The following is a 12,105-nucleotide window of genomic DNA, read 5'->3' as shown; positions in this document are numbered from 1 at the left end:
CCGTACGGAACGACGCGAGGAGCACCATATGACTGCCGGGCTGCGCCTGGGACCGCTACTGCGGTACGTCGACTGGGAGACCGCCTCCACCGCCACCGTCTGGGTCGAGGCGGACCGGCCGTGCACCGCCGTGATCCGGTGCGCGGACGGGGCCTCCGGCTCGTCCCCGACCTTCGCGGTCTCCGGGCACCACTACGCCCTGGTGGTGGTGACCGGCCTGACCCCCGGCTCCACCACGGAGTACGAGGTACTGCTCGACGACCACCGGGTGTGGCCGCCGGAGAACCACGGCTTCCCGGCGAGCACGATCAGCACCCCACCGGTATCCGCCGTCGGCGCCACAGCCGGTGAGGACGGCGAGGCGGGCGAGGACGCCGGGCCGACGGCCCGGATCGCGTTCGGCTCCTGCCGCTGGGCGGCACCCCCCGCGGGCGGACACACCTCGGTCCGGTCCGACCCCGTCGGTCCGGACGCCCTGGACACCCTCGCCGCCCGGCTCGCCGCCGACCCCGACGCCGTACGCCCCGACGTCCTGCTTCTCCTGGGTGACCAGGTGTACGCGGACGAGACCTCGAAAGAGACCCGGCAGCGGCTCGCGGCGCGGCGCGATCTGGACGAGCCGCCGGGCGCGGAGGTCGCGGACTACGACGAGTACACCTGCCTGTACGACGAGTCGTGGCGCGACCCCGAGGTCCGCTGGCTGCTCTCGACGGTCCCCAGCTGCATGATCTTCGACGACCACGACGTCATCGACGACTGGAACACCAGCGCCGCCTGGCTCACCGAGATCCGCTCCACGCCCTGGTGGCACGAGCGGATCGTCAGCGGACTGATGTCGTACTGGGTCTATCAGCACCTGGGCAACCTCTCGCCCGCCGAACTGGCGGCGGACCCGCTCTACGCGGCGGTGCGCGCCACCCCGGACGGCACCGAAGAGGTCCGCCGGTTCGCGGCCGAGGCCGACGCGGACCCCACCCGTACCCGCTGGAGCTACGGACGTGTTTTCGGCCGAGTACGGCTGCTCATGGTGGACAGCCGAGCGGCCCGGGTGCTCGACGAGCCGCAGCGGGCGATGATCCACCCCGAGGAGATGCGGTGGCTGCGCGAGGAGATGCTTTCCACGCCCGGCTCCTTCGACCATGTCCTGATCGGTACGTCGCTCCCCTGGCTGCTACCTCCATTGGTACACGACGCGGAGCAGTGGAGCTCGGCGCTGTGCCGGGGCGAGCGGGGCGGCCCCGACGGCCGCTGGGCGCGGGTCGGCGAGTACCTGCGGCAGCGCGCCGACCTGGAGCATTGGGCCGCCTTTCCCGATTCCTTCCGGCAGTTGACGGAGCTGATCCGGGAGGCGGGCAGCGGCCCGGACGCCCCGGCGACGATATGCGTGCTCTCGGGCGATGTGCACCACGCGTACATCGCGGAACCCGCCTGGCCCGCCGGGGCCTCCGAGGGGGCACCGGACGCCCGCGTACTGCAACTGACCTGCTCTCCCGTGCACAACTCGATCCCGGGCCCGCTCAAGGGCGCCTTCCGATTCGGCTGGAGCCGCGCGGGTCGGCGGTTCGGACGGCTGCTGGCCCGGCACGGGCGCACTGGTACAGCTCCGGTCCAGTGGCGGAAGACGGATGGGCCATGGTTCGGCAATCAGCTGATGACACTTACGTTGCATGGCCGGAAAGCTGCGCTGTCAATGGTTCAGGCCAAGTCGAGGAGGACAGGACCCCAGCTCCAGAAGGTATTTGATCGCTCGCTGACCAATGACGGGCCATCGACTTTCAGCCAGTCAACTAAACGTTGAACTTGCAAGTAATGATGAGGCCTACCTAACCTGTGGTGCTCAATCGGTTCACGTCCCCACTAGACCGAAGGAGCCTCCCCCCATGTACACACGCCTGAATCAGGCCCAGCCCTACGCCCTCGCGCTCTTCCGAATCGTCGTAGGCCTGCTCTTCGCCTGCCACGGTGCCGCCTCGCTCTTCGGCGTCCTGGGTGGCGCCATGGGCGGCGGATCGATACCCGCCGGCACCTGGCCGGGGTGGTACGCGGCGGTCATCCAGCTCGTAGGCGGCGGGCTCGTGGTACTGGGCCTCGGCACCCGCATCGCCGCTCTGATCTCGTCCGGCTCCATGGCGTACGCGTACTTCAGCGTCCACCAGTCAGGGGCGCTCTTCCCGCTGCAGAACGGCGGCGAGCCCTCCGCCGTCTACAGCTGGGTGTTCCTGCTGCTCGTCTTCACGGGTCCCGGCGCCCTGGCCCTGGACCGGCTGTTCACCGCCCGCTCCGCTCCGCTGCCCGCAGAGGAGCGCACGCCCGAACCGGCCGCCCCGGTAGCCGCCTGAGCCGGGCGTCCCGCCGGACAGCCTCGGGTACGCCTGGAATGCCGCTTCCAGGCGTATCCGGGGGTGTTCGGCGGGACGCGTGCGGGCCACCGGCCCGGCCCGCACCTCACCCGCACCTCGTTCTCGCGTCCGGGCACCCACGAGTGACGGTCGAGGCTCCTGTGACATACATGTGGGGTGCCCAACATCACGCATATATCTGGATCTCCAGGTGAACGGCAGGCGTACGCTGTACAGCTGGCCCTGCCGCTCCTGCCGCTCCCCTGCGACGTCGCGGCGTTGTCTCGAATCGGGGAGTAGAAGTGCTGGAGAGTGTGGGCGCGCTGACCGGCAGCCCATGGATCTACGTTGTGGTCGCCCTCTCGGTGCTTCTGGACGTCTTCCTCCCCGTTCTGCCCAGCGGTGTCCTCGTGATCACCGCGGCGACGGCCGCCGCCGCGGGTACCAGCACCGTGGCCGCCGACGCCGCGGGCGCCGCCCGTCACGTCACCGAGGTCCCCTCGCTCCTGGCCCTGATCCTCTGCGCGGCCACTGCCTCGGTGCTGGGTGACCTGGCCGCGTACCGGCTCGCCTGGCGCGGCGGGGCGCGCCTGGACGCCGCCATCGCCCGGTCCCGGCGCCTCACCTCCGCCCAGGAACGCCTCGGCGCGGCGCTCAGCCGGGGCGGCGGCGTCCTCGTCGTCATCGCGCGCTTCGCCCCGGCCGGACGCTCGGTCGTCTCACTGGGCGCGGGCGCCTCGCACCGCAAGGCGAAGGAATTCCTGCCGTGGTCCGCGGTGGCGGGCGTGGCCTGGGCCGGTTACAGCGTGGGGCTCGGCTACTTCGGCGCACAGTGGCTCGGCGCAAGCTGGCTGGGCACCGCGATCTCGGTACTCGCGCTGTTCGTCGCGGGCGCGTTCGCCGCGCTGCTGATCCGGCGCCCCGCGGCGGCGGCCGCCGCGGCCGCTGCCGCCACCGCTCCGGCCTCGGTCCCTACGGCGTCCTGACACCTCCCCGCACTTCCAGACCGTCCAGCAGTCTGGCGGTCGACGCGGCGATCTCGTCGACCGCGCGGTCGAAGACCTCCCTGTTGTGCGCGGCCGGGGCGCGGAAGCCGGAGACCTTGCGCACGAACTGCAGGGCGGCGGCGCGGATGTCCTCCTCCGTGGCCTCTTCGGGGAGGGACGGCGGGCGAAGGGTCTTGATACTGCGGCACATACATCAAGTGTGGACCGCCCCACTGACAACGGTCCCGGCTCACGTGACAGCGCCCCGGGCTCACGGCAGGGAGCGGACACGGGGCCGCCGCGCCGGTGAGAGCTCGGGCCGGTGACAGCTCGGGCCAGTGAGGGCCGCCGGGTCGGTGAAAGCCCCGCCGGGCCGGTGAGCCTGTCGCTCAGGGAGCGGGCACGGGGCCGCCGGGCCGGAACCGCTCCACCCCGACGATGTGCCGCACCTTGACCGGGCGCACGATCACCGCGATCCGCCGCTCCCCCGGCATGGTCCACTCGAACCGTTCGCTGCCCAGGTACTTGCGGGCCAGCAGGTCCATCCGGTCGTGCGCCTCCTGGCCCTCCACGAAGCGGACCACCTCACCGCTGATCTGCACCCGGTCGAAGGGGTCGGCGTGATCCGCGTGGGAGAGGTAGACCCGGGGGTCGCGGCGCAGGTTCTCCTCCTTCACCCGCCCCGCCGAGGTGTTGAACGCCAGCTCCCCGTCCCCCTCAAGGTCCACCCACATCGGGCTGACCTGCGGCGCCCCATCGGCGAAGACGGTGCCGACGTACCAGATGTTGGCGGCTCGCAGCCGGGCGCGGACGGCTTCATCCAAGATCGATGTCATCGGTGGAGGCTACCAACCGCGCCCGGCGACGGTCAGATGACCGACTTCGAGCGGTCCGTGCAGAGGGCCCAGATCACGAAGGTGTCGATGGCGAGGGAGACCACGGCCCAGATCGGCTGGTAGGGCAGCCACATGAAGTTGGCGATCATGTTGAGCGCCGCGAGTCCCACACCGATCCCGCGCGCCCAGCCGAAGCCCCGGAGGATGCCCCAGCCGATCAGGAAGAGGAGGATGCCGAGGGCCAGGTGGATCCACCCCCAGCTCGTCACGTTGAACTTGAAGACGTAGTTGTTGACCCGTGTGTAGACGTCGTCGGTCGCGATCCCGGCTATGCCCTTGATCGCCTCCAGCACACCGTCGACGATGAGCAGGACTCCGGCGAACATGGTTCCGCCGGCCGCCCAGGGGTTGCCGGCCCCCGGCTCCGTGGCATGCGAACGGGACGTACCCGGGGTGGGCGCTGACTGTGCCATGAGAACTCCTCAGCCGGTGGAACTGCACGTCAGACCGACCCTGGTGGGCACCGGGGAGGGCGGCCACTCGGGCGCGGCCGAACGGGTGAAGCCCCCGGCCCGCCCGCCGGGCGTCCGGACACCCCCCCCGCCCCGTCGCGAGGGGCTGCCCCCTGTCAGTGCCAGGAACTACGCTCACAGGCATGATCGAGACGGAGCGACTCACCCTGCGCCCCCTGGCGACGTCGGACGCCGACGCCTTCGTCGAGCTGCACGCCGACCCCGAGGTCAACCGGTTCGTCGGCGCCTTCTCCCGTCAGCAGGCGCTGGAACGGCTCGCCGGGATCGAGCGGCAGTGGGCCGAGCGGGGCCACGGCCTGTGCGCGGTGGAGCTCCGGTCCAGCGGCGAGTTCATCGGCCGGAGCGGGCTGCAGTACTGGCAGCAGTTCGACGAAGTCGAGCTGGGCTGGACCTTCCGGGCGGAGCACTGGGGGCACGGATACGCGACCGAGGCGGCTCGGGCGTGCCTGGACTGGGGCTTCGCCACCCTGGACGCCGACTACTTCACCGCCCTCATCCGGCCGGGCAACACGCCATCGGTAAAGGTGGCCGAGCGCCTCGGTTTCGCGCCGCGCCGGCAGGACGAGCTGTACGGCAACCCCGTCACGGTCTACGCGCTGGACCGCCCCGCCGGCAGCCGCTGACGCCCGCGCCGCCCGGGTTCTCTCAGCCTTCGGGGACGGTGCTTCCAGGGGCGGCGCCTTCCGGGACGGACGTCCCGGTCCCGGAGGCGGCACCTTCGGCGACAGCGCGTTCGTAGGCCAGGGTGAGCTCGGCCAGTACGCCGTCGGTGCGCCGCGGACGGCCTTCGAGGTGTGTGGCGCGGAGCTCGTCCATGAACCTCTCCCCCATCTCGGGGCCGCCGCGAGCGAGGAGCCTGGCGCGGATCGACAGCTCGGGCACGGTCGGGAGCCAGCGGGAGCCCCAGTCGCCCAGTTGCGTCATGAGCGGGACGAGCTGGATCGACGCCTCGGTGAGCCGGTACTCGATCTTCTGCCGGTGGCTCGGATCGTCGTGCCGGGTGAGCAGACCGGCAGCCACAAGCTTCGACAGCCGGGCGGAGAGGATGTTCGACGCGATGCCCTCGATCGAATGGGCGAGGAGCTCGCGGAAGTGCCGGTGGCCGCCGAACATGACATCCCGCAGCACGACCAGGCTCCACCGGTCGCCCAGCAGCTCGACGGTCAGGTTGATCGGGCAGCCCGATTTCCCCGGCGGCACGGGCAGCAGGCCCGTCTCTACTGGTTGCGGCATGCTCACAGCGTAGTACTGTGCAACCGGTTGCTCATCACATCCGGTTGCAGTTTGCCGCCAGTAGGCGGACGCACCGCCTGTCGCTTGTCGACGAATCCGGCCCCTCGACGGCCCGGCTCGTCGACGCCCGGAGGAGAACTCATGTCACAACAGCTGTTGAGGATGCACTGCATCACCGTGTCGCGGGACGGATTCGGTGCCGGTGAGGGCCAGAGCCTGGAGCGGCCCTTCGGGCACGCGGACCCCGCCACCCTGCTCTCCTGGGTGGGCCCCACCGCCAGCTGGGTGAACCGTACGGAGCCCGGCGGCACCCGCGGCCTGGACGACTACTTCACCCGCGAACAGACCCGCAACGTGGGCGCGGAGATCATGGGGCGCAATAAGTTCGGCCCGCAGCGCGGCCCGTGGGAGGACCACGAGTGGAAGGGCTGGTGGGGCGACACCCCGCCCTTCCACACACCGGTCTTCGTGCTCACCCATTACGAGCGCCCCTCCTTCACCCTGGCCGACACCACCTTCCACTTCCTCGACGCGAAGCCGGAGGAGGCGCTGGCCCGCGCCAAGGAGGCCGCCGACGGCCGGGACGTACGCCTCGGCGGCGGGATCGCCACCATCCGCGAATTCCTTGAGGCCGGCCTCGTCGACACGATGCACATCGCCGTGGCCCCCATCGACCTGGGACGTGGCGAACGGCTCTGGGAGAGCCACACCGAGCTGCTCGACCGGTACCACCTCGATACGGTGCCGAGCCCCAGCGGAGTCACCCACCTGCTGTTCTGGCGGCGCTGACCACGGTGGCCGAGAACCGGCGGGCGCACTCGCCCGCCGGTCCGCGTAATTCGCCCCACCGGAGCGGCCCGGCGGCCGGCCTTCGAACGCTGATTGCCCCAGGCGGAGTTGGGCCGAGATGCCCGGCCACCCGGGCGCGCGCCGACGTTCCAGGTCCTGACCGGCCCGCCGTCGCGTGCCGCCTCCGGCTCCGTCCGGCTCCGCGTCGTGGCGAGCCTTTCCCGCCCTGCCCGGCGTGGCGCTTCCTCGGGCGCCGTCCGGCGGGCGGTGCTCTCCGCGGCTCAAGGGGCCTTGTGCCGTACGAGCCTCCGGGGCAGAGCCTCCGATATCCGCCACCCGCTCCCGCGCCCCGCCGGGCCGGTGGCGGGACGCCTGCTTCCGCAGGTGGCGGTCGGCCCGGCCCTCGCGGCGACGGGCCCCGGCGCGGTCGGGGGGTCGCCGCCGGCCGCGCACCCGTCAGGAGCCGGGCAGCGCCGCCCTCAATGAGGGGCCGCTCACGCCCGGTTGATCCGGTACACATCGCGCACGCACGCGTTGGCCAGGGTCGCGGCGAGGATGACTCCCGCACACAACAGCAGGATGTGCTGACTGGTCCAGTGCTTCGAGGCAACCGCCACCAGCAGGTACGCGATCGGGATGGCGGCGCGTTCCCCCACGGCGTTGAACGCGCCGAGGCGCCCCAGCTCATGGTCGCTCACCTGCTGTTGCATGACCGTGGACCAGGAGACGATCGCGACGTCCAGGCCGATTCCGGCGACGACGGCGGCCAGGAGCACGCAGACGAGGGGAAGTCCCAGCCCCAGAGCGGCCAGGGGCAGCATGATGCCCGCGCTGGTCACCACGCAGACCAGCATCAGCCGCCGCGGCTTCCAGGCCAGGCAGAGGAACGTACCCGCGAGGAGTCCGGCGGCGAAGGCGCCCTGCACCAGACCCCACGAACGGGCGCCGGCGTAGCTGCCGGCCGCCACGAGTGGCCCGAGCAACTGGAATCCCGCCAGCCAGGCCGCCACGACCGCGGTTCCGGACACGGTGTAGCTCCACAGCCAGCTCCGCGAGCGGAACCCGGCCCAGCCGGCCCGCAGATCGCTCACCACACCGCCACCGGAAGGGACCGCGCCCGCGAGCCGGAGCCCCAGCAGGAGCAGGGCCGCGACGACGAACGTGCTCGCGTCCCACCCGAGCGCCCAGGCGGGGCCCGCCAGCGCCACGACGAATCCGCCGACGACCGGACCGACGATCCTGACGGCGTTCCCGGGCACCCGGACCAGCGCGTTGGCTTGCTGGAGCTGCTCCTTCGCCACGAGCCGGGCCGCGATCCCCTGGGCGGCGGGCGCGGTGAACGCGGCCGAGGCCCCGGAGAGGCAGGCGCAGACACTGATCGCGAGCGTCGTCGCCGTACCGGTCGCCACCAGCGCGCAGACCGCCGCCTGGGCCAGCCCGGCGCCGAGGTTCCCGAGGAAGAGGATGCGGCTGCGGGACATCCGGTCCGCGAGCACGCCTCCCAGGAGGAGCAGGACCAGGGTCGGCACGGTGTTCGCGGTGAGTACGATCCCGAGCGACTGCGCGCCGCCGCCATGACCGATCACGGCGAACGCGAGCGCCACGGGCGCCATGGCCGACCCCGTGGCGGACACGAGGTGGGCCAGCAGGAAGCGGCGGAAGGCCGGTATCCGCAGCGGCGACGCGCTATCCGGCCGGTACTCCTGAGCGGCGGCGGCGAGGCACGCGGCACGCCGCCCTTCGCCGTCCACCTCCGGCACCTCGCCCAACGCCTGGTCCAGCCCTTCAGCCCCGCGAACAGGCGGCCAGGCTACCCAGGCCCGCCCCGCCCTAATCCGGTGTCACGGCGTAGCCGGGGACGGATGGCCACCGCACCGTCAACACCACCGACTCCTCCTCCGCGAACCAGGAGTGGTCCACACCCCGGCCCCAGACGACATAGTCACCCTGCTGCTCCAAGACCACGTCGTGTCCTGGGAGTTGAACGTGGAAGCGACCGCTGATGAGCACCAGCAGAGCGGGCCGCTCCTCACCCCGCACCCACTGCGCCCGCTCGTCACCACGCGGGTGGACGCCCCATTTGATCTCCAGGGCCTCGCTGTGGCGGGGATCCCCGGCGTCCTTGAAGTGCCCGAGCAGCCACCCCCGGTCCAGTGCCGCGTCCTCGCCCGCGTTGCCCACGTACACGCTGTCGTTCATGATCCCGACGCTAACAGCCGCCCGTTCCGCAGCCTGTCCTCCGGGCACCGTCCGTGGCCCGGCTCACCCAGCGCGCCGCGCTCGACGGAGACGTCCTCAAGGGCCGGGCGAGGGGATGCGGCTGATCGTCCGCGAGCAACGGCCCCACCCCGGCCCCCAGTTGCGCTTCACCGACGCCGACGGACCGCGGCACCGTCAGCGCGCGGGGCCGAGGGCCGCAGACCGGAAGAAGGCCCCTACCCTCACCGGGTGGGGCCTTCTTCGTTGCCGCAGCACTGTCGCTGGACCGGTACAGCCGAAAGACCCGCGCCGCTTCGGGATTCGGACGGCTGGGCCGGCTTCGTAAGGACGAAGAGCGCTGATCAGTCGCCGGACTTCACGGGTTCCAGTTTGATGCTGAAGTGCCGGAGGATCGGGGACTGGCCCGTAACCCGGTAGCCACGGACCGATTCGGGATTCTTCGCGATATCCGCCAGGGTGGCGGCAACGTGGTCGTAGTGGCTGCGGGTGTAGACCCGTCGCGGAAGAGCCAGCCGTACAAGTTCGTAGGGCGCCGTCTTGACCGGGTTGCCGTGCTCGTCCTCTTCACCGAGGTACAGCGACCCCAGCTCGGCCGAGCGGATGCCTCCGCGCAGGTAGAGCTCGCAGACGAGTGCGGTGCCGGGGTACTGGTGCGGGGGGATGTGGGGCAGGAGGCGCCCGGCGTTGACGTAGAGGGCGTGCAGACCGGCGGGTTCCACGATGTCGACGCCGGCCTCGCGGATGCGCGCGGCGAGATAGGCGGCTATGTCGGCACGCTCGGCGAGGTAGGCCGGCTCGGTCACTTCGAGGAGGCCGCGAGCCATCATTTCGAGGTCACGTCCGGACAGGCCGCCGTAGGTGGTGAATCCTTCGGTGGCGATGAGCAGCCCGCCGCACCGCTCGGCGAGTTCGGCGTCCTTGAGGCCGATGAAGCCGCCGATGTGGACGATCCCGTCCTTCTTCGCGCTCATGACGCAGCCGTCGGCGAGACGGAAGGCTTCCTCGGCGACCTGGCGCGGGGTGCGGTCGGCGTAGCCGGGTTCGCGCTGGGTCACCAGCCAGGCGTTCTCCGCGAACCGGGCCGCGTCGAGGATCATCGGCACGTTGTGGCGGCGGCACAGTTCGGCGGTGCGGTGCAGGTTGTCCATGCTGACCGGCTGGCCCCCGCCACCGTTGTTGGTGATGGTCATCAGCACGGCCGCAACGGGCGTCCGGTCCGCGTTCTCCAGGGCCTGTTCGAGGGCGGCCAGGTCGATGTTGCCCTTGAACGGAAAGTCGCTGTCGAGGTCCTTCGCCTCGGCGCAGGGCAGGTCGTACGCCGTGCAGCCGGTCAGTTCGACGTTGGCGCGGGTGGTGTCGAAGTGCGTGTTGGACAGCACACTCGTGCCCGGCCGCAGCAGCGAGGAGAAGAGGATGCGCTCGGCCGCGCGGCCTTGGTGGGCCGGCAGGATGTGGGGGTAGCCGGTGAGCTCGGAGACGACCTCGTGCCACCGGTAGAAGGAGCGGCTGCCGGCGTAGGACTCGTCGCCCTGCATTCCCGCGGCGAGCTGGTCCGCGGAGATGGCACCGGTCCCGGAGTCGCTCAGCAGGTCGATGGTGACTTCGTCGGCCCGCAGATCGAAGGGGTTGTAGGCGACCCGCTTCAGCGCGGCCTCGCGCTCCTCCCGGGTGGTGAAAGCAAGAGGTTCTACGACCTTGATGCGGTAGGGCTCCATGTGACTTCCTTCTGTGCGGTGTGCGGGCTGACGTGGCCGACGGCCTGGTGCCCGAGGTCCAGGACGCTCCGGGTGCGCTGCGCGGGCTTCCAGCCGCCCCGCGGGTACTGCTCCTGCGGCGGCCGGACGCGGTAGGCCTCGGAACTCAGGTAGGCGGTGAGCCGGGGCGGCCGGTTGCGCTCGTACACCAGGGCCAGGTAGGCGATCAGCCCCACGCCGTCGGCGAGGGTTCGCCGTGTGAGCGCTCTCAGACTCCGGTTCAGGACGGTGGGGTCCAGACCGGCCCGGGTCAGCAGGGCTGTGGCGCGGGCGAGGGCCTCTTCGTCATCGCGCACGTAGTCGCGAACGGGAATGTGGAGCGTGAAGCCGCTCGGGGCGCTGTCACCCTCGGTGAAGGAGTGGCAGGTGAGCGCCGGCCGCCGCACCAGTCGCGGGGTGTCGTCTCCGCCGCGCTCGGACGGTGTGAGGGAGCCCGCGGCCGCGTGGAAGAAGTAGCGGATGTCGGCCGCTGTGGCCCCGGAGGTACGGCTGAGCGCGCAGGCGTCATCGGCCGACATGCTCGGGTGTCTCACGTAGACCTTGACGCGGGGGGATGCCCAGGCGCCCAGGTCCAGAGCGAGGAACGGATAGCCGGCCGCCGGGGGCAGTTGCTCGAAGGCCTCGCCGTAGCCGAGCCGCCGCAGGGCCTCGCGCACGGTGCGGGCTGCGCTTTCCGGGCCGGAGGCGGAGGGGTTCAGGTAGACCTTGACCCCTGGGACCCCTCCGGCGCGCAGATCGAGCGCGTACCACAGGGCCAGCGGGCCCTGGGGCGCAGCGGGGAAGAACAGGTCGGCGAGGGCGTCGAGCCGGTCGGTGGCGAAACCCCAGCGGGCGCCCATCGCGCGGATGGCCGCAAGCCCGGCACGGCCGCTCTCGACCGTGTCGCTGTGGGCCCACCCGGGCTCCACGAGCACGCGCAGGGCCGGGGCGGCGTCCGAAGCGCTGGCGAGGGAGAACTCGACGGGGGAACGATCGTCCGAGAGGAAGGTGGGCGAGGCCGGCGGCAGGGACAGCGGCCGGTGGGCGGCGCCCGCGAGGGAGTCGGTCAGGACCTGCCCGTACAGCTCGGTGTCCGCCTCACTCAGGCCCACCGTGGCGCCCAGGCGCCGCAGTTGACCGAGTACGTGGTCGCCGAGCGTCGTCTCACCGGGGCTGGTCGCCGGTATGCCGGGGCCCGGGTGGGAGGTCATCGTGCGCCTCGCACGTCATGGCGCGTAACGCGTCCGGACGGTACGGGAGTACGGGGGCGTGCTCCGCCGGAAAGGGAGGAGACGAGGGCCGATCCGCTGCCGGGTGCAGCGGGTATTCGGTCCTGCGGCCGGTCGGGGTCGCCGCCCCCGTACGGGTTCCGTCTGCTGGGGGTGGTGCGCTGTGGGCCCGGTCGGGCGCTCGCGCATGGGGGCGCGGAGATGCTT

At 71.5% G+C, this 12,105-nt stretch carries 13 protein-coding genes; 5 read left to right on the top strand and 8 right to left on the bottom strand.

The genetic code is table 11. The features are described 5' to 3' along the window. The first annotated feature begins 28 nt into the window (after positions 1–28). From ACIP89_RS03465 to ACIP89_RS03455, 3 genes are all read left to right on the top strand, one after another. Complete coding sequence (locus tag ACIP89_RS03465; RefSeq protein WP_402112756.1) at positions 29–1,798, top strand: alkaline phosphatase D family protein; 1,770 nt, start codon at positions 29–31, stop codon at positions 1,796–1,798. Positions 1,799–1,880: 82 nt separating this feature from the next. Then, entirely contained in the window at positions 1,881–2,339 is a 459-nt protein-coding gene (locus ACIP89_RS03460; RefSeq protein WP_401921245.1) for a DoxX family protein, read from the top strand. Positions 2,340–2,641: 302 nt separating this feature from the next. After that, entirely contained in the window at positions 2,642–3,325 is a 684-nt protein-coding gene (locus tag ACIP89_RS03455; RefSeq protein WP_401921246.1) for a DedA family protein, read from the top strand. Here the strand turns inward: ACIP89_RS03455 and ACIP89_RS03450 are convergent. The 3 genes from ACIP89_RS03450 to ACIP89_RS03440 form a co-directional block, all read right to left on the bottom strand. After that, the gene (locus ACIP89_RS03450; protein ID WP_073735839.1) at positions 3,312–3,536 is read right to left on the bottom strand and encodes a DUF2277 domain-containing protein; all 225 of its coding nucleotides are present in this window, start codon (positions 3,534–3,536) and stop codon (positions 3,312–3,314) included. The genes ACIP89_RS03455 and ACIP89_RS03450 overlap by 14 nt on opposite strands. A 178-nt stretch (positions 3,537–3,714) precedes the next feature. Beyond that, a complete protein-coding gene (locus ACIP89_RS03445) occupies positions 3,715–4,161 on the bottom strand; it encodes a TIGR03618 family F420-dependent PPOX class oxidoreductase (protein WP_401921248.1) in 447 nt (148 codons plus the stop codon). Between the two features lie 32 nt (positions 4,162–4,193). Beyond that, complete coding sequence (locus ACIP89_RS03440; protein ID WP_401921249.1) at positions 4,194–4,634, bottom strand: hypothetical protein; 441 nt, start codon at positions 4,632–4,634, stop codon at positions 4,194–4,196. Positions 4,635–4,816: 182 nt separating this feature from the next. Between ACIP89_RS03440 and ACIP89_RS03435 the strand changes: the two genes are divergently transcribed. After that, positions 4,817–5,317, top strand: coding sequence for a GNAT family N-acetyltransferase (locus tag ACIP89_RS03435; RefSeq protein ID WP_401922293.1), 501 nt, complete (start codon positions 4,817–4,819; stop codon positions 5,315–5,317). Positions 5,318–5,339: 22 nt separating this feature from the next. Here the strand turns inward: ACIP89_RS03435 and ACIP89_RS03430 are convergent, their stop codons facing one another. Beyond that, on the bottom strand, positions 5,340–5,927 hold the full coding sequence (locus ACIP89_RS03430; protein ID WP_402112754.1) for a winged helix-turn-helix transcriptional regulator: 588 nt from the start codon (positions 5,925–5,927) through the stop codon (positions 5,340–5,342). Between the two features lie 141 nt (positions 5,928–6,068). Here ACIP89_RS03430 and ACIP89_RS03425 point away from each other — a divergent pair, with 141 nt between their 5' ends. Then, positions 6,069–6,716: a dihydrofolate reductase family protein gene (locus ACIP89_RS03425; protein WP_402112751.1), complete on the top strand. Its 648-nt coding sequence runs from the start codon at positions 6,069–6,071 to the stop codon at positions 6,714–6,716. A 494-nt stretch (positions 6,717–7,210) separates the two neighbouring features. On the opposite strand, the gene ACIP89_RS03420 is transcribed toward ACIP89_RS03425, so the two are convergent. From ACIP89_RS03420 to ACIP89_RS03405, 4 genes are all read right to left on the bottom strand, one after another. Continuing rightward, a complete protein-coding gene (locus tag ACIP89_RS03420) occupies positions 7,211–8,392 on the bottom strand; it encodes an MFS transporter (protein WP_402113474.1) in 1,182 nt (393 codons plus the stop codon). Positions 8,393–8,546: 154 nt separating this feature from the next. Next, complete coding sequence (locus ACIP89_RS03415) at positions 8,547–8,915, bottom strand: signal peptidase I (protein WP_402112750.1); 369 nt, start codon at positions 8,913–8,915, stop codon at positions 8,547–8,549. Positions 8,916–9,277: 362 nt separating this feature from the next. Next, positions 9,278–10,651, bottom strand: a complete 1,374-nt coding sequence (locus tag ACIP89_RS03410) for a tryptophanase (RefSeq protein WP_401921258.1) — start codon at positions 10,649–10,651, stop codon at positions 9,278–9,280. Continuing rightward, positions 10,624–11,880: a tryptophan dimethylallyltransferase family protein gene (locus tag ACIP89_RS03405; RefSeq protein WP_402112747.1), complete on the bottom strand. Its 1,257-nt coding sequence runs from the start codon at positions 11,878–11,880 to the stop codon at positions 10,624–10,626. Before ACIP89_RS03405 ends, ACIP89_RS03410 begins: the two co-directional genes overlap by 28 nt. Positions 11,881–12,105 lie beyond the last annotated feature (225 nt).

The sequence above is a fragment of the Streptomyces sp. NPDC088730 genome (assembly GCF_044751215.1).
Taxonomy (GTDB): Bacteria; Actinomycetota; Actinomycetes; order Streptomycetales; family Streptomycetaceae; genus Streptomyces.
This window is presented reverse-complemented; position numbering and strand designations above follow the sequence as displayed.

Bases quoted from the DNA above. Each gene is read 5' to 3' on its own strand.
- ACIP89_RS03465 (WP_402112756.1), top strand. From the start codon at position 29: ATGACTGCCGGGCTGCGCCTGGGACCGCTACTGCGGTACGTCGACTGG.
- ACIP89_RS03460 (WP_401921245.1), top strand. From the start codon at position 1,881: ATGTACACACGCCTGAATCAGGCCCAGCCCTACGCCCTCGCGCTCTTC.
- ACIP89_RS03450 (WP_073735839.1), bottom strand. From the start codon at position 3,536: ATGTGCCGCAGTATCAAGACCCTTCGCCCGCCGTCCCTCCCCGAAGAG.
- ACIP89_RS03445 (WP_401921248.1), bottom strand. From the start codon at position 4,161: ATGACATCGATCTTGGATGAAGCCGTCCGCGCCCGGCTGCGAGCCGCC.
- ACIP89_RS03440 (WP_401921249.1), bottom strand. From the start codon at position 4,634: ATGGCACAGTCAGCGCCCACCCCGGGTACGTCCCGTTCGCATGCCACG.
- ACIP89_RS03435 (WP_401922293.1), top strand. From the start codon at position 4,817: ATGATCGAGACGGAGCGACTCACCCTGCGCCCCCTGGCGACGTCGGAC.
- ACIP89_RS03430 (WP_402112754.1), bottom strand. From the start codon at position 5,927: ATGCCGCAACCAGTAGAGACGGGCCTGCTGCCCGTGCCGCCGGGGAAA.
- ACIP89_RS03425 (WP_402112751.1), top strand. From the start codon at position 6,069: ATGTCACAACAGCTGTTGAGGATGCACTGCATCACCGTGTCGCGGGAC.
- ACIP89_RS03415 (WP_402112750.1), bottom strand. From the start codon at position 8,915: ATGAACGACAGCGTGTACGTGGGCAACGCGGGCGAGGACGCGGCACTG.
- ACIP89_RS03410 (WP_401921258.1), bottom strand. From the start codon at position 10,651: ATGGAGCCCTACCGCATCAAGGTCGTAGAACCTCTTGCTTTCACCACC.
- ACIP89_RS03405 (WP_402112747.1), bottom strand. From the start codon at position 11,880: ATGACCTCCCACCCGGGCCCCGGCATACCGGCGACCAGCCCCGGTGAG.